This window comes from Streptomyces sp. CB00316 (genome assembly GCF_001905595.1).
GTDB lineage: Bacteria > Actinomycetota > Actinomycetes > Streptomycetales > Streptomycetaceae > Streptomyces.
Genome location: NZ_LIXI01000012.1, coordinates 158392 through 182079, shown reverse-complemented (window position 1 = coordinate 182079; position 23688 = coordinate 158392). Strand labels below are relative to the sequence as shown.

At 69.6% G+C, this 23688-nt stretch carries 13 protein-coding genes; 4 read left to right on the top strand and 9 right to left on the bottom strand.

The genetic code is table 11. The annotated features are described in order from the left end of the window. Nucleotides 1-23: 23 nt before the first annotated feature. On the bottom strand, nucleotides 24-1325 hold the full coding sequence (locus tag AMK21_RS29580) for an ABC transporter substrate-binding protein (RefSeq protein WP_073882242.1): 1302 nt from the start codon (nucleotides 1323-1325) through the stop codon (nucleotides 24-26). A gap of 140 nt (nucleotides 1326-1465) precedes the next feature. Here AMK21_RS29580 and AMK21_RS29575 point away from each other — a divergent pair, with 140 nt between their 5' ends. Continuing rightward, nucleotides 1466-2497, top strand: a complete 1032-nt coding sequence (locus AMK21_RS29575) for a LacI family DNA-binding transcriptional regulator (protein ID WP_073882241.1) — start codon at nucleotides 1466-1468, stop codon at nucleotides 2495-2497. Between the two features lie 203 nt (nucleotides 2498-2700). Here the strand turns inward: AMK21_RS29575 and AMK21_RS29570 are convergent, their stop codons facing one another. Both AMK21_RS29570 and AMK21_RS29565 read right to left on the bottom strand, forming a co-directional pair. Continuing rightward, nucleotides 2701-4083, bottom strand: coding sequence for a cellulase family glycosylhydrolase (locus AMK21_RS29570; protein WP_073882240.1), 1383 nt, complete (start codon nucleotides 4081-4083; stop codon nucleotides 2701-2703). Between the two features lie 38 nt (nucleotides 4084-4121). Further along, on the bottom strand, nucleotides 4122-6680 hold the full coding sequence (locus tag AMK21_RS29565; RefSeq protein ID WP_199863308.1) for a glycoside hydrolase family 9 protein: 2559 nt from the start codon (nucleotides 6678-6680) through the stop codon (nucleotides 4122-4124). A gap of 742 nt (nucleotides 6681-7422) precedes the next feature. Between AMK21_RS29565 and AMK21_RS29560 the strand changes: the two genes are divergently transcribed. Next, nucleotides 7423-8511 carry a lytic polysaccharide monooxygenase auxiliary activity family 9 protein gene (locus tag AMK21_RS29560; RefSeq protein WP_073882238.1) on the top strand — a complete coding sequence of 363 codons (1089 nt, stop codon included), beginning with the start codon at nucleotides 7423-7425 and terminating at the stop codon, nucleotides 8509-8511. A 321-nt stretch (nucleotides 8512-8832) separates the two neighbouring features. Then, nucleotides 8833-9846, top strand: a complete 1014-nt coding sequence (locus AMK21_RS29555) for a LacI family DNA-binding transcriptional regulator (RefSeq protein WP_073882273.1) — start codon at nucleotides 8833-8835, stop codon at nucleotides 9844-9846. 167 nt (nucleotides 9847-10013) lie between these two features. Here the strand turns inward: AMK21_RS29555 and AMK21_RS29550 are convergent, their stop codons facing one another. From AMK21_RS29550 to AMK21_RS29525, 6 genes are all read right to left on the bottom strand, one after another. Beyond that, nucleotides 10014-12284: a glycosyl hydrolase family 95 catalytic domain-containing protein gene (locus AMK21_RS29550; RefSeq protein WP_073882237.1), complete on the bottom strand. Its 2271-nt coding sequence runs from the start codon at nucleotides 12282-12284 to the stop codon at nucleotides 10014-10016. After that, nucleotides 12281-14254, bottom strand: a complete 1974-nt coding sequence (locus AMK21_RS29545) for a beta-galactosidase (RefSeq protein ID WP_073882236.1) — start codon at nucleotides 14252-14254, stop codon at nucleotides 12281-12283. Before AMK21_RS29545 ends, AMK21_RS29550 begins: the two co-directional genes overlap by 4 nt. A 43-nt stretch (nucleotides 14255-14297) precedes the next feature. Continuing rightward, nucleotides 14298-16535, bottom strand: coding sequence for a sialidase family protein (locus tag AMK21_RS29540; protein ID WP_073882235.1), 2238 nt, complete (start codon nucleotides 16533-16535; stop codon nucleotides 14298-14300). Nucleotides 16536-16727: 192 nt separating this feature from the next. Further along, nucleotides 16728-17657, bottom strand: coding sequence for a carbohydrate ABC transporter permease (locus AMK21_RS29535; protein ID WP_073882234.1), 930 nt, complete (start codon nucleotides 17655-17657; stop codon nucleotides 16728-16730). Beyond that, nucleotides 17654-18709 (bottom strand): ABC transporter permease, encoded by a 1056-nt coding sequence (locus AMK21_RS29530; protein WP_073882233.1) that lies wholly within the window; start codon nucleotides 18707-18709, stop codon nucleotides 17654-17656. Before AMK21_RS29530 ends, AMK21_RS29535 begins: the two co-directional genes overlap by 4 nt. Before the next feature lie 35 nt (nucleotides 18710-18744). Continuing rightward, nucleotides 18745-20412, bottom strand: coding sequence for an extracellular solute-binding protein (locus AMK21_RS29525; RefSeq protein ID WP_073882232.1), 1668 nt, complete (start codon nucleotides 20410-20412; stop codon nucleotides 18745-18747). Nucleotides 20413-20776: 364 nt separating this feature from the next. On the opposite strand from AMK21_RS29525, the gene AMK21_RS29520 reads away from it, so the two are divergent. Further along, nucleotides 20777-23593, top strand: a complete 2817-nt coding sequence (locus AMK21_RS29520) for a glycoside hydrolase family 3 C-terminal domain-containing protein (RefSeq protein ID WP_079181276.1) — start codon at nucleotides 20777-20779, stop codon at nucleotides 23591-23593. Nucleotides 23594-23688: the final 95 nt, after the last annotated feature.

Genomic DNA, 23688 nt, shown 5'->3' with positions numbered 1-23688 from the left:
TCCGAGTCCGGATCTCAGTGAGCTCACGAGGTCGGCAGCGCCTGCATGGCCTTGATGAAGGCCTCCTCGTCCATCGAGCCGTTGAAGAACTGCTGGAGGGACTGGTACATCGCGGTGGCCGCCGACTGGGGGTACGCCTGGTCCCAGGAGAGCTGGAAGGCCGGGGCCGCCTTGACCATGTCGTACTGGAACTTCGCGAACTCGGGGCTGGCGGCGGTGTCCAGGAGGCCTTCGGTGTTCGTCGTCGTCGGCAGGTTGCCGATGCCGAGCTGCGCCTTGACGAACTGGTCCGAGTACATGAGCTTCAAGAACGCGGCGACGGCCTGCGGGTGCTTCGTCTTCTTCAGCACGGAGTAGAAGTTGTTGGTGTTGCCGACGACGTTCGCCTGGTCGCCCTTGCCGCCCTCGACGGAGGGGAACGCGCTGTATCCGAGGTCGCTCCCGGCGAACTCGGGGTGTGCGTCCTGCTGTGTCGAGTACTCCCACGAGCCCATCAGCTCGAAGCCGGCCCTGCCGGTCGCCAGGAGCGTGGGGGAACCCTGGTCGGTGAACTTCACCGAGTCGTAGTTGGTGCCGAAGGCACCGGCATCCACCAGTTCCCTGATCTTGCCCAGGGCCTTCCGGCTGTCCGTGCTCGCCCAGGCGTCCTTGTCGCCGTCCAGGGCCTTCTGGAAGAGATCCGGGCCGGCGATGCGGTCGTACAGGTACTCGAACCACATCAGTGTCGGCCACCGGTCGCCACCGCCCAGCGCGATCGGGGTGACACCGTCGGCCTTCAGCGCCTCGACCGCCGCCAGCAGGTCGTCCCAGGTCTTCGGGGGTTCGACGCCCGCCTTCTTGAGGACCTTGCCGTTGTTGAACAGCAGTACGGGCTGTGTGCCGCGCATGGGGACCCCGTAGGCCGTGCCGTCGACCACCGCGCTGTTGAACACGGACGGCAGGAACTTCGCCTTGAGGTCCGGGTCCTTGGCGATGAGGGGGTCCAGCGGGAGCAGCAGGCCTGCGTCGACGAACGGCTTGATGCTGCCGCCGCCCCAGTTGAAGAAGACGTCCGGCGCCTGCTTGCTGTTGATGATCGTCTGCAGCTTGGCCTGGTAGTCGGCGCCCGGGATCGTGTCCAGGACGGCCTTCACCTTCGACGTCTTGTTGAAGGTGGCGACGAGCTCCTTCTCCACCTTGTTCGCCGCGTCCCCGTAGACCAGGACGTGGATGGTGTCGCCGCCGGCCGCGTCGGAATCCTCTCCGCACCCTGACAGGGACAGCACCAGGGCCAGCGCGGCACCACCGACGACAGCGGTCCGCGAGAACCGTGCGCGTTGCTTCATCGACTCACCCTTCGAAACTTTTTCGGCGTGACTACCGAAACTTGTTGAGTCGGGACGCTAGAACTCCCCCTTCAGGGGGTCAACCCTCGGTCGCCGCGTTACCAAAGCGTTACGCCTGGGTGCCGGGTGTCTCATGCTTTATGCTCCTCGCCATGCGCGATGACGAGAGAATGGGCCGCATCACCCTGGCTCAGGTGGCCGAGCGGGCCGGCGTCTCCATTTCGACAGTTTCGAAGGTCCTCAACGGACGACAGGACGTGGCGACCCCCACGAGGGTCAAGGTGGAGCGCCTGCTCGAAGCCCATGCGTACCGGCGCACCACACGGTCGGCCAGCGAGGCGCCGCTCATCGAGATCGTGTTCCACGAGCTGGAGAGCATCTGGGCGATGGAACTGATCCGGGGGGTGGAGAACGTCGCCAAGGCCCATGGCGCCGGGGTCGTCCTCACTGAAAGCGGAACCCGCCACTCGCCCGGCCCCGACTGGATGGAGGCGATGCTCCAGCGTCGGCCGCTCGGTGTGGTCCTGGTCTTCTCCACCCTGCCCGGCGAAGTGAAGCAGCAGCTCAGGGCGCGCTCGATCCCGTTCGTCATCATCGACCCGGCGGGCGACCCGGACCCCGACGTGCCCTCGGTCGGCTCGGCCAACTGGAACGGCGGACTGGCCGCCACCCGCCATCTCATCGAGTGCGGCCACCGGCGCATCGGAGTCATCACCGGCCCCGAGGACATGCTCTGCTCCCGCGCCCGGCTCGACGGCTACCGGTCGGCGATGGCCATGGCAGGGCTGGAGGTGGACCCCGGGCTCATCCTGTTCGGCGACTTCCACGTCGAGGGCGGCTACGACCGCGCCACCGAGATGCTGTCCCGCCCCGGCCGGCCCACCGCGATCTTCGCGGGCAGCGACCTCCAGGCGCTGGGCGTACTGGAAGCCGCCCGGGTGCACGGCCTACGCGTCCCCCACGACCTCTCGGTCGTCGGCTACGACGACGTCTCCATCGCCCGCTGGGCCAGCCCGGCCCTGACCACGATCCACCAACCGCTGCGTCTGATGGCGGAGGAGGCCACGCAGATGCTGATGCGGCTACGGGCCCGGGAACCGGTGTCCACGCGGCTGGAACTGGCCACGAGCCTGGTCGTCCGCAAGAGCACGGCGCCACCGCGCGAGAACTGAGCGCTCGGGTGGACGGCGGTCGGTAGCAGGTGTAGGGACGCGGTCCAGGGGCGGACGGGGGCGGCGTGCCGCGGCGTGATGTCGGTCAGAGCCGAGGGCAGGTTTCGGCTACGGCGTGTCCGTGAGAGGTCGGGTGACATCAGGGGGCGCGGGGCGGGGCTCCGGTCGGCCGGAGGCCCGCCCCTGGTCAGTTGGTCAGCTGGTCAGTTGGTGGGGAAGGAGTCGGGGGTGCTGATGCGGTTCTTGAGCAGTGCCCCCGATTCGGTCAGCACCCCGCTGCTGCTGTAGTCGCCGCCGTTGCAGGTGCCCGGCCTGAAGGCGGCGCTGCTCTCGTCCGCGTCGGAGTAGGTCCAGTTCGCGTAGCCGATCTTCAGCTGGTCGAGCAGGTCCAGCCAGGCCGTCGTGCTCGCCCGGTCCATCGCTCCCCCGCCGGTGGCGCTCACTGTGCCGAACTCGGTGACGAAGAGCGGCAGTTGCGAGGCGGCCCGGCTCAGCGTGGCACGGTAGGAGTCCTTGTGGCTCGCGGCGTAGAAGTGGAAGGCGTACATGATGTTGGCCGCTCTGACGGGGTTGTTGACGACTTCGCTCTCGTCGGAGCCGTCCGAGACGCCCAGTGAGGACCAGCCGCGGGTACCGACGATGACGACGGCGTCCGGGTCCGCGGCCCGGATCACCGGGATGACCTGCTCGGCGTAGCTCTTGATGGCCGTCCAGCTCACTCCGTTGGGCTCGTTGGCGATCTCGTAGATCACGTTCTCCTTGTCGGCGTTGCGGGCCGCGACGGACGCGAAGAACGTCCGGGCCCGGTCGAGGTTGTGGTTCGGATCACCCGGCGTCAGGGTGTGGAAATCGATCATGGCGTACATGCCACGTGCCTCGGCCATGTCGACGAGGCCGTTCACCCGGTTGGTGAAGCCCGCCGGGTCGGTCTCGTAGCCGCCTTCCTGGACGTACATGGCCACGCGCAGCAGGTCCGACTTCCAGTCCTCCGCCAGCGCGTCCACCGACGCGGCGTTGTAGCACCTGCTGAACCACTGGAGACCGTGTGTGCTCATGCCCCGCAGCTGTACGGGGCGGTCGTACTGGTTGCACAGGTGTACGCCGCAGACGTGGAGCTTGCCGTTGATGTCCACGGGGGTGCCGGTGCCCGGGACAGGCGGGTCGACGGGCGGGGGCTCCTCCACGGAGCCCGTACAGGCGACGCCGTTGAGCGTGAACGCCGTGGGATTCGGGTTGGCGCCCGTGAGGGAACCCACCATCCCCAGATCGGCTGAGGCTCCGGTGGCCAGTGTGCGGTTCCAGTCGACGCCCGCCGCGGAGACCGCCGGACCGGACTGCGACCAGGTGGCGTTCCAGCCCTGGACGAGCTTCTGCCCCACCTCGGGCATCGTGAACTTCAGGGTCCATCCGGTGACGGGTCCACCCAGGTTGGTGACTTTGACTCCGGCCTGGAAACCCCCCTGCCACTGGCTGGTGACCGTGTAGTCGACCTTGCATCCGCTGGTGGCCGCCGCCGGAGGACTGAACAGGGCGGTGAGGCCCAGGACCATCGCACAGGTGGCCAGTAGAGCCAGAAGACGTTTCACAGCGATTCTCCTCGTACGCAGTAGGACGGGCCGTCCGCTCATCCTCGTGATGCCGTCACGCAGACCTTGCCGTTCAGCCTGAAGACCTGGGGGTCGTGCACGAGGCCGGTGGGGCGGCCGTTGAAGCCGAACCGCACGGTGGCGCCGGGTGCGAGAGTGGCGTTCCAGCTCAGGGCGTCGGCGGTGACCCGGGGGCCGGTCTGCACAATGCCGGCACCCCAGGTGTCGGTCACCTGCTGCCGGTCGGCGAACGTCCAGTCGAGCCACCAGGGTTGGACGGGGCGGTCGCCGGTGTTCCTCAGCGCGACATGGGTGGTGAAGCCGTTGCTCCAGCGCTGCGAGGTGTACGTCACCTCGCAGAGCGCCTTCACGGGCTCACCGCCGCCCAGGTCGTCCACATAGGACGCGACCCAGGCGAGCGGGGCGTTCCAGTTGATGGTGATCTCGTTCGTGGCCCAGGACTCGATGTCGTCGATGTAGCACATCGCCGGTGCGCAGCCCTTCAGCTTGGCCTGCGCGACCGGGTCCTCGATGGACGCGTTCGGCCCGCCGGCCAGGGAACCGGGGGCGGGATTCGGCAGGGCCGGGTCGAGCTGGTCGGCCCAGAACCGGTGGTGCTGGTTGCGCGAGTCCCGCTCGCCGTACCCGGTGACATAGGACTGGTTCAGCGCGTTGCGGCCCAGCAGGTAGTCGAGTCCGCGCAGTACGGCGTCACGGTAGACGGTCCTGCCGGTCAGGTCGTGCGCGGAGCCCAGGACGACCATGTTGTTGGCGACCTGACTGTTCGAGCCCCATACGTAGTGCCCGTCGTCGGGGGCGTACGGCAGGCCGTACGCGGCCCGCGCCGAGTCGGCCGCGTATCCGTCGGCGGCCTCGGTCACCATGGCGCGCACCGTCGCGAGCTGGTCGGCGGACAGCTTGCCCGGCACACTGGCGAGGTTCAGAGCGCCGAGCCCGGCGACCGAGCCCCAGGACATGCCGCCGCGCGGGAAGACCGCGTCGGTGTCACCGTGCAGCGGGGAGCGGAGGACTTCCTGGCGGTAGCCGTCCTCGCCGGTGGTGAGGAAGAGTTCCGCCGCCGCCCAGTAGAACTCGTCCCGAACGTCGTCGTCACTGTAGGCGCCGCCGCCCGTGGCGTCCTGCGGGTCGGCGAGGATGCCCGGGTGGGCCTTGGCGGCAGTCCACGCGGACCGCGCGGCCGACCGGCACCGTGCGGCGAAGTCGGCGTCGTAGACCTGGAAGAGGCGGGCGCACTGGGCGGCGGTGGCCGCCAGGTTGAGGGTGGCCGCCGTGGTCGGCGGATGCAGTTCCCGGGGCTGGGGGTCGCGGTCCGGCCGGAGCGGCAGTCCGGTCCACGCCCTGTCGTGCAGTTTGTGGTGGGCCATACCGGCGAGCGGCTCCCCCGCGGGCACCTGCATCCGCATGAGGAACTCCAGCTCCCAGCGCGCCTCGTCGAGGATGTCGGGAGTGGCGTTCCCGTGCTCGGGCAGCCGGAGCTCACCGTCACCGAGCGGCCCGGCGTCGGCGGTCTCCTCGTACAGGGTCCGTTCGAACGTGGACATCAACTGGGCGACCGATATACCGCCGTTGACCACGTACTTACCGTGGTCACCTGCGTCGTACCAGCCCCCCGCCGCGTCGAGACGGTAGTCGCACACTCCCGGCTGGCAGGGCACGTCGTTGTCGCCCTGGTTGGGGCTCACGCCGAGATGGCCCGCCGGGCGCGCGTACTGCTCGCCCACGATGTCCGCGTCGATCTCGATGCCGCTGCGGTTGTGGTAGAAGTACGCGAGCGCGTCGGTGCGCAGGGACGCGTAGAGGTCGTCGCCGATGGCGAACGGCTCGCTCTTCTCCCCCGCGACGGTGACGGTGTACCCCTCCCCCGCGGTCGTCACGGCGCTGAAGTCGAAGGTGTGGACGTGTTGCCGCGAGGCGGTGTCCACGCCCGCCGGAGTGGTGGTGCCGCCGGCCACGCGGGTCCCGGCGGCCGAGTCGAGTCTCCAGGGCAGCGGGTCCGCCGCGTCGGTGACCACCGTGCCGGCCTTGGGGCCGTGGGTGAGGTAGCCGACCTGGTTGACCCGGACCGGGGACCCGGTGTCCGGTTCGTACGGCGGCGGCGCGGTCCCGCCGCGCAGCGATACGTCGTCGACGCAGAAGGTGAGGGCCGCGGCGCTGCCCCCGATCTGGAAGACGAGCTGCGCCGCGTCGTGGTCGGCTCCGGCCGTGAAGGTCTCCGTGACGCGTTCGGCGGTCGTCCCGACCGGCTGCGCGGTGGCCAGTTCCGTGGTCCACGGCTCGGTCGCCATCTGCACGTTGGTGCGGATGGTGACCGGCACGGTGGACGTCGCCGTGTAGCTCAGGGTGTATCCCTCGCCGGCGGTGAGAGAGAGCCCGTTCTGCCCGACGATGGCGTCCCACGCGTTGTCCGTGCCCGCGGGAACGTCGGCACAGAGGCGACCGTCCGAGACGGTGACGGGACTGTTGGCCGTCGACCACCAGGGGGCGGTGCCCGCGGAGAAGTCCCCGTTGACGATGACCTCGGGGGCCTCGTCGAAGGGCTGGGCCGCACCGGCGGGTGGGGCAAGGGTGCCGGCCAGCAGACCGGCGGCGGCTAAGACGCCCGCCCACACGCTGACGCGGCCGGAGCGGTCCGGTCGGCGGAACGTGCGGGAGGAGCGAGGAGCGTGAGGCTGGTGTCGCGGCACACTGAAGTCCTTACGGTAGGGGAAAGGCACACGGTGACGGGGGCACCGGCATGGCGTCCGGCGGAGTGCCGACGAAGTGGGAGCGCTCCCAAAATCGGGGTCCAGAGACGCGCCGTCAAGCGGTTGGACAGGATTCGCCGCTTCGCCGGCCCCATGAAAGGGCCGCGTCGGCCCCGACTCGCCGGAACCCCGCCTTCGTCGATTCGCTCGACGCATGCCTCCCGATGGGTTGTCAGGGACACAGCAAAGCTCCTACAGTCCGTGGTACCAGGAGGTGGGAGCGCTCCCAGACTGAACGGCCAAGTGCTTCCGGTTCCGTGATCGCCCCATCGGTCATCCCTCCCGGAGAGGCCCCGCATGCGAGCGTCACTCCCCCAGGACCACGCGCAACCGCTCAGCACTCCTGCCGGCGTCGGTCCGACGCGGCTCGGTCGGCGTCGGGCCCTGCCCGCGCGGGGCAGACGGCTGCGGCCGCACGGCCGTGCACCGGCCACGGCGATTCCACCTGCCTCGCGCCCGCGCCCGCCCTCGACAGCGCCCTGATCCAGGTGCCACCCCAGACTCCTCGCCCGACGGCGGCCGCAGGAGAGAAGCACAAACGGAAGACCGTCCCCACACAGGTACAGGAGACCTCATGGCCCGACGCAAGAAGCTGTTCACCTCCATGGCGGCGGTGCTGGCGACACTGCTCGGCGGAATCGGCCTGACGTTGATGGGCCAGGGCGACGCCCAGGCCCACGGCGTCACGATGACACCGGGCTCGCGTACGTACCTCTGCATGCTGGACGCCAGGACCGGCACCGGCGCCCTGGACCCGACCAACCCGGCGTGCAAGGCAGCGCTCGACGAGAGCGGCGCGACCGCGCTGTACAACTGGTTCGCCGTGCTCGACTCCAACGCGGGCGGACGTGGCGCGGGTTACGTCCCGGACGGAAAGCTGTGCAGTGCCGGGGACCGGTCGCCGTACAACTTCACCGGCTACAACGCCCCCCGCTCCGACTGGCCCCGGACGCACCTGACGTCAGGGAAGACGATCCAGCTCCAGCACAGCAACTGGGCGGCGCACCCGGGCTCCTTCCGGGTATACCTGTCCAAGCCCGGCTACTCACCCAGCACCGAGCTGGGCTGGGACGACCTGGAGCTGATCGGGACCGTCACCGATCCGCCGCAGGCGGGTGGGCCCGGCACGGACGGCGGCCACTACTACTGGGACCTGGACCTGCCCTCGGGCCGCTCGGGTGACGCGGTCATGTTCATCCAGTGGGTGCGCTCGGACAGCCAGGAGAACTTCTTCTCCTGCTCCGACATCGTCTTCGACGGTGGCAACGGCGAGGTGACCGGCATCCGCGGCTCGGGCGGCACTCCTCATCCGACGCCCACCCCCACTCCGACCCCGACACCCACCGACCCGCACACCGGGTGCATGGCCGTCTACAGCGTGACCAACTCCTGGAGCGGCGGTTTCCAGGGTTCCGTGGAGGTCATGAACCACGCCACGGCGGCGCGTGAGGGTTGGGCCGTGCGCTGGAAGCCCGGCGTGGGCGCCAGGATCAGCAGCTTGTGGAACGGTGCGCTGACCACGGGGCCCGATGGCACGCTCACGGTCAGGAACCTCGACCACAACCGCACGATCGCACCGGAGGGCAGCGTCACCTTCGGGTTCACCGCGACATCGACCGGCAACGACTTCCCGGTCGGCCCGATCGGCTGCGTCACTCCGTAGCCGCTGACGCGCGCAGCGCCGGTTCCCGCATCGCGCGGGAGCCGGCGCTGTCGTGTGTGCGGCCCATCCGCGCACACCCGGAAAGAACGGAGCGGACGAGAAACCCCTCCGTGGCATGGAGCATCAGTCAGCCGCGTGACATACGGCGCTTGGTGAGGTCGAGCCGCCCCGCTCGGCGGGCAACATGAAGGACATCGGAGTTGTCGAAGCGCTTCGACTGCAGAGTCTGGACAGCGACCCTCAGAGCGGATTAATGTTCTGGCAGCTTGCAGTTTGAGTACAGAGTGCGTGTTGAAGCGCTTCCCGATCTTGGAGATCCTGATGGTCACCCTTGCCGACGTGGCGCAACATGCCGGAGTTTCCGCCAGCACGGTCAGCTACGTCCTCAGTGGCAAGCGAACCATCTCCGAGGTCACCAAGCGCCGGGTGGAACGCAGCATCACGGAACTGGGCTACCACCCCAACGCTGGAGCCAGAGCACTGGCGAGCAGCAGATCCAACATCATCGCGCTGATGATGCCGTTGCGCACGGACATGTACGTCCCGGTGATGATGGAGATCGCCATCGCCGTCGCCACCAACGCCCGGGAGCACGGCTTCGACGTTCTGATGCTCACCGGCGAGGAGGGGCCCGCCGCCGTGCGCCGCGTGGTCGCCAGCGGCCTTGTGGACGCCATCATCCTGATGGATGTGGAACTGGACGATGCCCGGCTCCCCGTGCTGCGCGAGAGCGGCCGGCCCGCGGTGCTCATCGGCCTTCCCTCTCAGACCACCGACTTCACCTGCGTCGATCTGGACTTCACCGAGGCCGGCGCTCTGTGTGTGGAGCATCTGGCCGAGTTGGGGCACCGGGACATCGCCGTGATCGGCGAGGCTCCGGCCGTGTACGAGCGCAAGGCCGGGTTCGCGGAGCGCACGATCGACGGCCTGCGCGCCCGAGCGGGCCGGCTCGGGCTGCGCGTGTTGCACCGTCCGTGCGAGGGCACGTACGCCTCGATGGCGAGCGCCGTCGGGCAGATCTTCACCGAGCGCCCCGATGTCACGGGCTTCGTCGTGCACAACGAGCAGGCGGTGGAACCGCTGCTCAGCCTGTTGCGCCAGGACAGGAGGGCGGTGCCCGAGGACATCTCCGTCGTCGCCGTGTGTCCCGAGCAGGTCGCCCTCCAGGGTTCGGTCCGGTTGACGTCCGTCACCATCCCCGCGCGGGAGATGGCACGTCAGGCCGTCGACCACCTCATCGCCAAGGTCGAGGGGAAGGCCGACGAAGAGGTCGTCCTCCTCAAGCCGGAGCTCGTTGTCCGCGCGAGCAGCGGGCCTGCGCCCGTCAGGGGATGACGGGCGCGGTCCACCAGCGGTCATGGGATATCAGGCGGCGGCGTGTGCCGGGGACGGCTCCGGAGCGACGGCAGCGGGCGGAGCGAGCGCCGCGGCGAGCACGTGGCGCCGGTGGCCTCGGAACCTGTACGGAGTGTGTCGTACGGAGTCCCTGCGACGGGGTGGGGTCATGTCCTGCCGGGGAGGGAGAGAACGTGCTTCTCGTGGGCGACGAGGGTCAGCGGGTAGCGGTCACTGCCCGCGATCACGTCGATCGTGCGGTCGCTCGACGGCCACAGCACGGCGGTGGCATGGTCTTTGGACCACCGCAGGTCGAGGCGGGCCGCGAAGCGCGTGCGGATGCCTCGCAAGGTGCCTTCGGCGCACTCGCGTGGCACGGAAGGCAGCAGTACCAGCCGGTCGGGGGACGACTGGACCAGACACTCGATGAGCACCGCGGGCAGCGTGTGCGCGGCGTCCGCGTTGTACACGTCCCGCGCCGGGTAGTGGGCGCTCATGAGTGAGTCGTGGAAGTAGTCGCCGTGCAGCACGTGGCGGAGCGCTCGGCCCGCCAGTTCCTTGTCACGCAGCCGGGCGGCGACGAGCGCGGTGTGCAGGCGGCCGTGCGCCGAATCGTTCTCCGAGCCGCGTAGTTCGAGAGCGCGGAGGGCGGCCGTCGCGAGGGCCGGCGTGTCAAGGGGGTTGATCTCGTCGAGCGGCCACACCGGGTAGAGGTGGCTGATGTGCCGATGGTCGTACGTGTCCTCCAGCTCAGGACCGGCCCACTCGGCCAGTGCCCCGTCCGCGTTGACCCGGTAGGAAGGAAGCCTGGCGGCGAGGGCCCGCCAGTGCGGGGCGCTGGGGTGGTCGGGGCGGAAGTCGGCCGCGGTGGTCAGGGCGTGCCGTGCGGCGGCGATGTCCATCGTGGCGTCGACGGTGCCCCAGCTCGCGTTGGCGGGCCGGTTCTCGGGCGAGTACGAGGGCACCACCGCCACGGGGGCGTCGGGGCCGCGGCTGACGAGGAAGTCCTCGTAGAACTGGGCCACCTCGACCAGGGCGAGGGGGAGCCAGGGGCCGGGCCGGCCTCCGGTGAGGACTTCGTCGACCAGAGGGTGGAGCAGCCAGTCGGCGCCCGCGGTCCACAGGTGCAGGGGGTAGGCGCGTTCGAAGTGCCGGGTGTGGCCGCTCTCCCCGTCCGTGTGGGAGGGCGCGACGATGCCGCGGGCACCGAAGATCTCGCGGGCGTTGTCGCGCCAGTGGGCCAGTTGACCGCGTATCAGCTCCGCGTGGGCCCGGGACACCTCGGGCAGCGCCCCCGCCGCCGCGGACGCCACCTGCAGGTTGAGGTTGGCGTTGGTGGTGAAGGCTCCGGACCAGGCGGTGTCCCAGTCGCCCGTCCAGAGACCGGTGAGACGCGGCGGCAGTATGCCGCTGGACGACAGGAGGTGGTAGCGGCCCGCCGCGAAGAGACGTTCGAGAAGCGCCGGGCTGTCCGGACGGCGCAGCAGTGCGCTGCCCGGCAGTTCTCTCTCCGCCGGATCCGCCGTCAAGGTGAGTTCGGCGCGAAGGTAGGCGCCACGGTGGGCGGGCAGGTGTCTGGCCAGAAGCCGCGAGTACGCCAGGTCGGTGGCATCGTGCGGGCCGGGCGGGACGGTCGAGTCGACGCTGACCGGGTCCGCTTCGAGCAGGGCACCCAGCCCAGCGAGGTGCGCGGCGCCGGGGTCGCTGCCGGCAGGATGCCGCTCCACCCGGGTCAGCAGCAGTATCGCGGAGGCTCCGGTGACCCGCAGCCTGTCACCGGCCGCGTCCGCCCGGCCGTCGGGGATGACCACGAGGGTCGTCCCCGTGAAGGCGGTCCGTCCGTTCCCGTACTCGGTGCGCAGGCTCAGTACCGCCCTGGTGCCGGGGCGCCCGTTCCTCTCGCACACGACCGAGCGGGAGAAGCGCAGCCCGGCAGGCAACCCGGGCAGGCGTTCGTCGAGGCGGACCTCGGCGCTCAGTCCACCGGGCCGGCCGGACACCCGGTGGACGATCACGTCGTCGGTGCGAGAGACGAAGACGTCGCTGCGCCAGCCGTCGTCCATCGCGCTCACGTGCCCGGTGGTGAAGTCCACCTGCCTGCGGTATCCCGGCTCCCCTGTCACCCCCCTGCGTCGTATGCGGACCTGGAAAGCGGGATGGAAGGGCTGCACCCATACGTGCGGGTACCCGGCGCCGAAGTCCTCCGCCGCCCTGGTGTCGCCTGCCAGCAGGGCGGCCTGAAGAGCGGGGAGTTCGGCGGCGAGCGCCGGGGGGCCGACCGCTTCGCTGCCGTTGGGGCGGACCAGGGTGTGGTGGTTCACCACGACGCGTTCGTCGGCCGGATGGCCGAACACCATGGCGCCGTGCCTGCCGTTACCGCTGAGGTAGGCGTCCTCCCACCGTCCGGCGGGCTGCGGTTCCCACGTCCCGTGCCTCACGCCAGCACCGCCACACCATGGCGCTCCAGGCGGACGGAACCCTCCACCCGGTCGCCCGTGATCAAGTCCCGGTACGGGCCCGGCACGTCGACGGTGACCGGCCCGGGAGCATGGTTGAGCAGGAAGAGCACGTCACCGCGGCTGATCGCTTCCAGACCGGGTGGCCGGTTCTCCAGGACGGGTCGCGCGCCCGCCTCGCACGCCACGCGGGCGAGCAGCTCGCGGAGGGCTGTCGGCTCGGGCAGCGTGGAGACGTACCAGGCGCCTCCGTGGCGCAGCACGGCGGGCATGCCGACGAGCTCACCGCTTCGATAGGTGGCGACGGTCTCCGCTGCGGACAGTTCCAGTTCCTCCGCCCAGAGGGATCCCCGGAAGGGGCGGAGGCCGTCGTCGCACACCACCTTCTCGCCCGCGGGCAGCGGCCACCACTCGTGGACGAGGCGGATGCCGAACAGATCGCGCAGCCGTTCGTCCATGCCGCCGGGACGGATGCGGTCGTCCTGGTCCGCGGCGCCGGTCATGAACCCGCAGACGAGTGTGCCTCCGCCGCGTACATGGGCGACGAGACTGTCCACAGCGGCGTCGGTCAGCAGATACAGGTGCGGGACGACGACCAGGCGGTAGGGACTGAGGTCGTGCTCGGGGTGGGCGAAGTCGGTGGTGACTCCGGCCTCCCACAGGGCACGGTGCCAGGCTCGTACGACGGTGGGGTAGTGCACCTCGGAGGACAGGCGGCCCTCCTGTTCGTCGGCCCACCAGGAGTCCCAGTCGTGCAGGATCGCCACCTCGGAGATGACGCGGGTGCCGGCGACGCTCTCCCCCAGTCGGGACAGCTCGGCACCGATCCGCTTGATCTCCTGGTAGGCGCGACCGTGTTCGCCCGCGTGCGAGACCATGGCCGAGTGGAACTTCTCCGCTCCCTGTCGCGACTGCCTCCACTGGAAGTGGCAGACGGCGTCCGCGCCGCGGGCAACGGCCTGGAGGGACCAGAGTCGGCCCAGGCCACGGGGCTTGGGCACGTTGACACCGCGGAAGTTCACCGCGCCCGCCGCCTGCTCCATCACCATCCACGGCCCGCGGGCCTGCGAGCGGGTCATGTCCTGGATCATCGCTCCGTACTGGCCGGCGTGCGGGTCGGCGGGGTCCGGGTAGACGTCGACGGAGACGACGTCCTCCTCCCCGGCCCACTTCCATGCGTCCTGCCCGGTCCAGAAGGGCATGAAGTTGGTGGTGACGGGGATGTGGGGGGTGCGCGCGGCGACGATGTCGCGCTCGGCGGTGTAGCACTCCAGGAGGGTGTCGGAGGTGAAGCGCCGGAAGTCGAGCGTGCAGGCGGGGTTGCGCAGGTACTGCGCCTTGCGCGGTGGGATGACCTGTTCCCATGTGTCGTAGCGCTGGCTCCAGAAGGCGGTGCCCCAGGCTTCGTTCAGGGCGTCGATCGTGGTGTACCTCTGGCGCAGCCAGCGGCGGAAGTGCCGTGCGGTCTCGTCGCACCAGCAGAAGGTGCAGTACTCGTTGTTGATGTGCCACATGCGCAGAGCCGGGTGGTCGCCGTAACGCTCGGCGAGGTCCTTCGTGATGGCCGCGGCGTAGGCCCGGTAGACGGGTGAGCTGGGGCAGAAGTGCTGTCGTGATCCGTACCAGATGATGGATCCGTCCTCGCCGCGCGGCAGTGTGTCGGGGTGGAGGGTTCCCATCCACGCCGGCGGTGAGGCGGTGGGGGTGGCGAGGACGACCCCTGTGCCGTGCTGGTGCAGAAGGTCCATGAGCCGGTCGAGCCAGCCCAGGTGGCGTTCTCCCGGGCGGGGTTCGATCTTCGCCCAGGAGAACACCCCGACGGTGACGGAGTTGACCTCGGCCTCCTTCATCAGCCGCATGTCCTCCAGCCAGGTCTCCTCGGGCCACTGCTCCGGGTTGTAGTCGCCGCCGAAGAGGATGCGGGGTCCGGTGGCGTCGTTGAGGGAAGGCATGCAAGGACTCGCTTCGTCAGGGAGGTTGAGGTTCGTCGAGAGGTCAGACGGGGTCGGCGTACTGGACGCCGCGGCCGTTCGTACCGAGGTAGACGCGGCCGTGGATGCGGGGATCGCCGGTGATCGTCTCGCCGATCCAGCCCCACTGGTGGGCGTCGTCGTTGATGCGGGTCCAGGAGGCGCCCTCGTCGTCGGAACGCAGGACGGCGGTGGTCCGGTCGGTGGCGCCGACCTGGAAGATCGCCGGATGGTCCGCGCCGGCAGCGGCCTTGCCGAAGCCCAGGGTGTAGGAGGCCCAGCAGCTGCCGACCTTGGTGAAGGTGGCACCGCCGTCGACGGATCGGTACAGGCCGTTCCACTTGGCGGAGAGCCAGAGGTGACCGCTCCGGTCGGGCGTGACAGCCAGGCGGAACTGGTTGTCGCCCGCCGGCAGGCCGGTGGCGGCGGGCGTGAAGGTCCGTCCGGCGTCGGCCGAGCGGAGAACGGTGCCGTTCACCGTGTCGTAGACGTAGAAGCGGCGCGGGTCCCACGGGTCGGCGACCGGCGTACCGCCCCGGGGGAAGGTGGGCACCTCCGCCCAGGTGGCGCCGTTGTCGGTCGAGCGGTGTGTGGCGTACGTGGAGCCGTCCCAGTGGACGAACGACCACAGCAGGGTGCTGCCGTCCGCGCTGGTCGCGATGGGACCGGGAGCCGTACTCGCGATGTCCGGCTGGCTCGCGAAGGGCTTCCAGGTCTGGCCGCCGTCGCCGGACCAGGCGCCGTTGCGGCCCGATGACCATCCTGTCCGTACGACGTAGGAGGGCTTCCGGGCCGCCATCGCCAGACCGGTGGCGGAGCCGAAGACCGGGTTGGTGGCCATGCCGCGGGAAGGCGAGGCGGTCAGGGAGTCGTGGTACATGACGCCGATGTCGGCCAGACCGCTGATCAGGTGCGCGCCGCCCTCGGGAGGGGAGACCAGCTGCCGTACGGCGCTTTCCTCCAGGCCGCGGATCTCAGGGGACCAGTGGACCAGGTCGCGCGTGCCGTAGAGGGTGGCGCCGGTGCCGTAGACGATGTGGCGGGAGTCGAATGGATCGATGGCGACCGTCTGGATCCACCAGCCGAACTTGGGCCGGGGCTCGCCCCATCGCAGGTAAGGCGTCTCGGAGACGTCCAGGACGGCACGGTCCTTCAGGGATTCCCAGGTGCGTCCGCCGTTCGTGGAGCGGTAGACCGTGTCGATGTCCGCCCAGCGGTTGTTGGTGGTGACCACCAGGGTGCCGGGCCGCTGGGTGTCGACCGCGACGCCCCCGTATCCGAACGTGTCGGGTGACCCGTCCGGGGTGGTGCCACCGGGCCGGACCGGGGTGATGTCGCTCCAGGCTCCCGTAACGGTGTTCAGGGCGTGCACGCTGCCGTCGCTCTGCCCGTTGGGCCCGGGGGCGTCGGCGTAGCTGATGTGAAGCGTGCGGATCGCGGTGTCGTACGCGGCCCGGACGGGCACGCGGGCCGACGCGCCTCCCGGCTGTCCTGGGACGGGCTCCCAGGTGGCGTCGGAACGGCGGCGGTACAGGGCGGATCCGCCGTCGGCCCATCCCGCGTAGAGAGTCCGTCCCGCGGCGACGAGGAGGGTGATGCCCTGCCCGTTCGCCACCGGCTCGGGTCCGAACCCGGCCCGCGCCCAGGTGGCTCCGCGGTCGGTGGACTTCCACAGGCCGTCGTGACGGGTGCCGAGCCACAGGGTGTCGCTGTCGGAGGGGTCGACGACGAGTCGCTCGCCGGTGCCGCGCCCGTCCTCGTTGGCCCCGAGCTTCACCGGCAGATCGGTGCGGGCCCAGGTGGCTCCCCGGTCTTCCGAACGCAGCACGGCTCCGTTCTCCGACCAGCTCTGCGCGTACGTCCCGAGGGCGAGGTAGAGGCGGTCGGGATGGTGGGGATCGACGGCCATGGCCTCGACGCCCAGCAGGTTCCAGTCGTCCCAGCCGAGGTGGTCGGTGAGAGGGACCCAGGCCCGCGTGCGGCTGTCCCACCGGTATGCGCCACCGATGTCGGTACGGGCGTAGGCGAGTCCTTTGACGCGGGGGTGGAAGAGGACGCCGGTGACGAAACCGGTACCGCCGATGACCGCGGTACGCCAACGATGCTGCTGGGCGCCACCGGCCGTCCCGGAGGAGGCTCGCGCGGTGTCGGGGGTCACCGGTGCGGCGACGGCGCCGGCTGCGGACAGCGCGGGCCAGGCAGTCAGACCCGTGAGCACACCGGCGGTGACAACCGTGCGCCTGCCGGGCTGGTTCTCGAGCATAGACATGACGAAACCCTCTCTTCGTGGGGCCGTTGCGATGCGGGGTGGGGCCGCCGTGCCCTCCCGTGGTCAGGCGCGGGCGGACACGACGGAGATGGAGGGAGGCACGCCGGACCGCGGACGGCGACGCAGGCGAAGAATCCACCGGGTCGGCGGGCGAACGGCGTCTTGGACCGGCGACGCCGCGTGGTGTCAGCCCTTGACCGCGCCCGTCAGCATGCCCTTCTTGAAGTGCCTCTGGACGAACGGCGACAGCACGGCCACCGGCAGCAGTGCGAGCACCATGACAGCCATCTGGATCGACAGGGGCGAGAGCTGGCCGGTGTTGATGGCCTGTGCCAGGCCCGTAGGGCGTTCCTGCTTGAGAACCAACTGCATCATCACGTTCTGCAGCGGCATCATGTTCTGGTCGCTCAGGTAGAGCGACGCGTTGAACCAGGCGCTCCAGTAGCCGACGGCGTAGAAGAGCGCGATGACGGCGAGGACCGCGCGGGACAGCGGCATGATGATCGTCCACAGGATGCGGAGGTCACCGGCGCCGTCGATGCGGGCGCTGTCGAGGAGCTCGGGTGCGACGCTCATGAAGAAGGACCGCAGGACGAGGATGTTGAAGACGTTGACCGCGCTGGGAAGGATCAGGGACAGGTAGGTGTCGGTCAGTCCGAGCCCCTGGACCAGCAGGTAGGTGGGGATGAGACCCGCGCCGAAGAACATGGTGGCGAGAAGGGTCACCAGCAGGGGCCGGTGCAGCAGTGATCCGCTGCGGGAGAGGCCGTAGGCGCACAGGACGGACACGGTCATGCTGAAGACCGTGCCGGTGGTCGTGATTCCCACGCTCACCAGCGCTGCCCGGGTGACCTGGCCTCCGCCGAGCAGTTCCTGGTAGGCCACGAAAGTGATCCCGCGGGGAACGACGACGAGCCCGCCGGCCTCCGTGATGGTCTTCACCGAGGACAGGCTGGTGACGATCACGATCCACAGGGGAATGAGGATCGCGGCGCAGGCGAGGACGAGTACCGTGCCCTTCGCCGCCAGACCTGCCCGGCGCGGCTCCTCCTCCCACACCGGCCGCAGCCGGCCACGGGAGCCCCCGCGGCGCGTGGAACCCCACACGGCGCTCATCGCTTGTACACCCCCTGTTCGCCCATCATGTGGGCGACCTTGTTGGCCGCCAGTACGAGACCGAGGCCGATGATTCCCTTGATGACTCCGACCGCTGCCGCGTAGCTGAAGTCCCCGTACTGGATGCCGACGTTCCAGACGTAGGTGTCGAGGACTTCGGCAGCGGTCGGGCCGACCGCGGTGCGCTGGAGAAGGATCTGTTCGAATCCGACGGTCAGGGCGTTGCCCACCTGCAGCACCAGCAGCAGGGCGACCACGGGACGCAGGGCAGGCAGCGTCACGTGCCACATCCGCCGCCACCGCGAGGCGCCGTCCATCGCCGCCGCCTCGTACAGATCGGGACTGATGACGGAGAGCGCGGCGAGGAAGACGATGACGCCCCAGCCCGCGTCCTTCCAGACCATCTCGAAGGTGACGAGGAACTTGAACAGGCCGGGATCGGTCATCAGGTCGATGCCCTCGTAACCGTGCTCGCGCAAGGTCTGGGCCAGCATGCCCGCACCGCCGAACATCTGCTGGAAGATGGTGACGACCAGAACCCACGAGAAGAAGTGGGGCAGATACAGCACCGCTTGCGCGACGGCGCGGACCCGGGGCCGGACGAAGCTGTTGATGAGCAGGGCCAGCAGGACCGGCACGGGGAAGAACAGGGTGAGCTGCACCAGGAAGATCGTCAAGGTGTTTTCCAGCGCCTGCCAGAAGAGACGGTCCTCCACCATGCGGCTGAAGTGCTCGCTGCCCACCCAGGGACTCTCGCGGACGGCCTGCAAGGCGTTGTCCCCGAGGTAGGGGTCGTAGTCCTGGAATGCCACCATGTTGCCCAGCAGCGGCACGTAGTTGAAGACCAGGACGAGCAGGACCGCGGGCAGGGTCATCAGGATCAGCGTGCGATCGCGACGCAGTCTGACTCTCCAGTCGATGCCTTGGGATGTGCGGGCGGGGACGTTCGCCCGCCTCGCTGTATCCGTGTCCTCGGCCGGGCCGGAGCAAGCCGGGACCTTCTTGCTGTCGTCAGCGGCGCGTTCCGGACCCGCCACCTTGCTCTGCGGCACGTTCTCTCTCCTTGTTCCCCCTCGGGCCGGTGCTGTCAGGACGCCTGGTCGCCGGCGTCGTCCAGGAGCTTCCGGTACCAGTCACGCAGCTGGTCACCACCGCGGGAGCGCCAGTCCGACACGGCCTGCTGCATGTCGCTGATCTTCTTCCGGCCGCGCACGACGTCCTTCTCCAGGTCCTCGAACTGGCTGCTGAGCTCGGCCCAGCGGTTCGGCTCCTGAACCTGCATGCCGTAGAAGAGAGGCCGGGTGACGAACGCGCCCATGCGCTGCTGCCAGCGGACCATCCCTTCGGCCACGTCGGGGTGGTTGGGGTAGGCGAAGAACTGCTGAGGGCTCGCGACGTACTCGTAGGTCGCGAAGACCTCGTTGTTGCCGGCCTCGGTCTTGGTGATCTCATCGCCCTTGAGCGTGTGATGGAGCCCTTCCACGCCGTACGCCTTGAGGCGCTGTTCCTTCGTGCCGTACGGGGCCGCCGTGTAGTTGGCGATGGCGAGGACGTCTCGGATCGTCTTCTCGTCGGCGTTCTTGTTGACGAACGCCCAGATGTTGGAGGGCGACCCGGCGTAGAGGCGGGGCTTGCCGCCGTCGTGGTGGAAGTAGTCCATGGCGGCCATGGAGAAGCCCGGGTTGTCACCCCGCTGGACGACGGTCTTGCCGTACCAGTCGGAGATGTCCGCGTTGTACATCCACACCCGGCCGGCGGTGAAGAGGTTGCCGATGTCCCCGCTCTCGGCCTTGGCGTCCGGGTGCACGAATCCGGCGGAGTAGAGGGAGCGGGACCATTCGAGGGCTTCGAGGTACTCGGGGGTCTCGATCCGGTGGACCAGCTTGTCACCCACGAGCTTCCAGCAGACGGGCTTCTCGTCGAGGACACCGAAGAACTTGTACGCAGCCCAGGTCATGTCGCCGCAGGCCCAGACCCCGCTCTTGGCGGAGGTGATCTCCTTGGCGAGGTCGAACAACTGCTGGGTGGTGGTGGGCGGCTGGTAGCCCTCGGCCTCGAAGAGGTCGGACCGGTAGAAGGGCGCGATGTTGGGGATGTCGCTGGCCGGCATGGGCAGGCCGCGCAGCTTGCCGCCGAAGACGGCCCGCTGCCAGGCGTTGGTGGGGATCGCCGCCAGGTTCGGGTAGTCCTTGACCCTGTCGCCCGACAGGTACGGGCCGAGGTCGGCGAACTTGTTGTTGATGGCACTGGGTATCTTCCCGCCCAGCTCCCAGGCGGGAACCACGACGACGTCCGGGACGGCGCTGGAGGCGAGGACGGCGCCGAGCTTCTGCCCGTAGGTGTTGCCGTCCTGGTTCTGCCAGTTCACCTTCACGCCGATGGCCTCGTCCATCGCCGTCCAGTACGGGTTGCCGTTCTTGGGGGAGGTTCCCCAGAGCGGAGCCATGATCGAGACGGTGCTGCCCTTGCCGAGCTTCTCGGGCACGGAGACGGCGAGCTTCGAGGCCGGCAGCGCGGTGGTGAAAGCCACGGCTGACCCGTTCGCGCTCGGCAGGTCCGGCTTCACGACGTCGGACCCGACGAAGGCCGGGAGGATGCCCTGAAGCTTCTTCCCCGTGGTGACCCCCTCGGCGCGGCTGTCGCCGGACGAACCGCTGCACGCGCTGAGCAGCGGCACACCGCCCGCGACGGCGATCGCGGCGACCGCGGTGGAGCCGAGGAACGTTCTCCGGCTGGGAGCTCTGGTGTCGGGCATGGCGTAGCCCCTTTCGTCATGCGGGCAGCCGGCGGGCGTTCGGGAGCGGCCGTACGCATGCAAGTCGGCGGATGAGGCGAGCTGGGACACACGAAGCAAGGAGTGGTCGACCGACCGCTTCGTCGAAGCGCTTCGATGTTGCAGCGAGGTTAAGTGAGGAAGACAAGCCGTTCAAGAGTCGCCCCGGAATTCTTTTGTCTCGCCTTGCTTGCTGAGTATGCGACAGCGACCCCTCACCTCTGCCGAGCACCTGGCCGGGGCGGCTGCGTCTTGACACTCCCCCACGAGGGCCTTCAGCATCGAAGCGCTTCGAATCTTGCTGCACCGTTCCGATCGCTCACCCTTGGGGAACTCTGTGACCGACATGCGGCCGTCCTTCCGGGACGCCACCCTCTCCCTCGACGAGCGCGTCGACGACCTGCTCAGGCGGCTCACGCGCGATGAGCGGATCGCGATGCTGCACCAGTTCGCGCCCGCCGTCGAACGCTTGGGCATCGAGGCGTTCCGTACCGGTCAGGAGGCCCTGCACGGCGTCGCCTGGATGGGACCCGCCACCGTCTTCCCGCAGGCCGTGGGGCTGGGCGCCACGTGGAACGAGGACCTCGTCCGCCAGGTCGGTGAGGCTGTCGGCGAGGAGGCCCGTGCCATGCGGGCGAACGATCCGAGAGTGGGACTCAACGTGTGGGCTCCCACGGTCAACCTGTTGAGACACCCGTTGTGGGGCCGCAACGAAGAGGGATACTCCGAAGACCCTCGGCTGACGTCCGCCATCGCTGTCGCCTACACCCGCGGGCTGCGCGGCGACCACCCCGTCTACTGGCGCACCGCACCGGTGCTCAAGCACTGGCTGGCCCACAACAACGAGACCGACCGGGACACGAGCTCCTCCTCGATCCGCCCCCGGGTCCTGCACGAGTACGACCTCCGGGCCTTCCGTCCCGCGGTGGAAGCGGGGGCCGTCGCCGGAGTGATGCCCTCGTACAACCTCGTCAACGGCAGGCCGAACCACCTCTCCCCCCTGCTGGACACGCAGCTGCGGACATGGACCGACCAGCCCCTGGTGGTCTGCTCCGACGCCGGCGCGCCCTCCAACCTGGTCGACTCCGAGGACTACTACGACACCCATGAGGAAGCCGTGGCCGCCGCCCTGCGCGCCGGTGTGGACAGCTTCACGGACCACGGCCAGGACTCCTCCGTCATCGTCGGACGCGTTCGCGGGGCACTCGACCGCGGGCTGCTCCAGGATGGGACAGTCGACGAGGCCGTACGCCGGCTCCTGAGGATGCGCTTCTGCCTCGGGGAGTTCGATCCCGAGCTGGACCCGTACGCGAAGGCCGCGGCGTTCGACACTCCGGAGCACCGGTCGCTCGCGCGGGAGGCCGCGGAGCAGGCCGTCGTGCTGCTCAAGAACGACGGCCTGCTGCCGCTGGCCGAAGGCACACGCATCGCCTTGGTCGGGCTGCTCGCCGACGAGTGCAAGCTGGACTGGTACAGCGGCACGCTGATCCACCGCTCCACGCCCCTGGACGGGCTGCGCGAGCGCTTCGGCACAGCCGGCGTCTCCTTCACCGAAGGCGCCGACCGGGTGCGGCTGCGCACAGCGGCCGGCTGGGTGCGTGTCCCTTCCCCGTCGACAACGGCCACGGTGCGGGGAGTCGAAGGAGCCCTCGATCCGGCGCTGCTGAGTGGTCGCACCGACCTCGCGCCGCTGACCGTCGGCGGCGACCCCACGGCGTTCTCCGCGGTGGACTGGGGTGGCGGGCTGCTGACCTTCCGGGCCCCCGACGGGGCCTACGTGTCGGTCGCCGAGGACGGTCTCCTGCGCGCGTCGGCCGACCAGCCCGGGGGCTGGGTGGTGCAGGAGACGTTCCGTCTGGTGGAACACGGTACGGGCCACCTCCTCGAGCATGTCGGCACGGGCCGGTACGTGTCGGTGACCGCCGGAGGCCTGAAGGTTGCCGAGGAGGGTGATGCCTTCGACATCGTGACCGTGGGTCGCGGTGTGGACGACGTGGCCGCGGCGGCCGCGGCCGCCGACGTGGTCGTCGTCGCCGTCGGCAACGACCCGCACATCAACGGCCGCGAGACCGAGGACCGCACCACGCTGCGCCTGCCTGACCACCAGACGAAGCTGTGGCGCGCGGCTCACGCCGCGAACCCCCGTACGGTGCTCGCCGTCGTCTCCTCGTATCCGTACGCGTTGGCCGACGCGGATGCCGTCCTTCCCGCCCTGCTCTGGACCGCCCACGGAGGGCAGGCTGCGGGCACCGCACTCGCCCGGGTCCTGGCGGGCGACGTGTCGCCGGCGGGACGGCTTCCGCAGACCTGGTACACCTCCGACGCCGAGCTGCCCGACCTGCTGGACTACGACATCATCGATGGCCGCCAGACCTACCTGTACTACGAGGGCACCCCCCTCTATCCGTTCGGCCACGGTCTCTCCTACAGCGCCTTCGCCTACGACGGCCTGTCGACCGCGCGCGTCGGTGACACCGTCCAGGTGTCCTTCACCGTGACCAACAGCGGAACGCATGACGCGGACGAGGTCGCCCAGGTCTACGTCCAGGTACCGGAATCGACTCTCCCCAGGCCGCAGCGGCAGCTCCTCGCCCACCGCAGGCTGCGCCTCGCCTCCGGGGCGGCACGGCGGCTCACGTTCGAGGTGCCCGTCGAGGCATTCGGCTTCTGGGATGTCTCCCGTGGCCGCTGGACGCTCGACGCGGGCCGGCGCGTCATCCTCATCGGCGCCTCAAGCGCGGACATCCGGCTCACCTCCGACCTCCTGATCGAGGGAGAGGAAACCGCTCCGCGTCCCGTACTGGACAGCGGCCTCGATGCCGCGGACTACGACGAACAGCGCGGCACCGTGATCGTGGACCGGACCAGAGTGACGGGCGACGCGGTGACAGCCACGGACGGCGTCGCCGGCGAACTGGTCTTCCACGGCTGCGACTTCGGGGACGGCGTCGTCACGGCGTCGGCGGAGACGGCCGCGACCGGACCGGCCACCGTGGAACTGCGGCTGTCCGACGGGACACTCCTCGCGTCCTTCACACCCGTCGCCGACGGTCCTTACGCCTATGTCACCACCGCCGCCGGTCTCTCCTTGTCCGGCGTGCACGATCTGCACATCCGGCTGCACGGCCCGGTGCGGCTCGCGAGGGTCTCCTTCACCGACTGAAGACCTACAGGCGCAGTACAGCCCGGCACCCCCAAGGTGCCGGGCTTCGCCGTGTTCGCCCTGGTCCATGGCGTCGAGCGGGGGCGCGGTCGGCC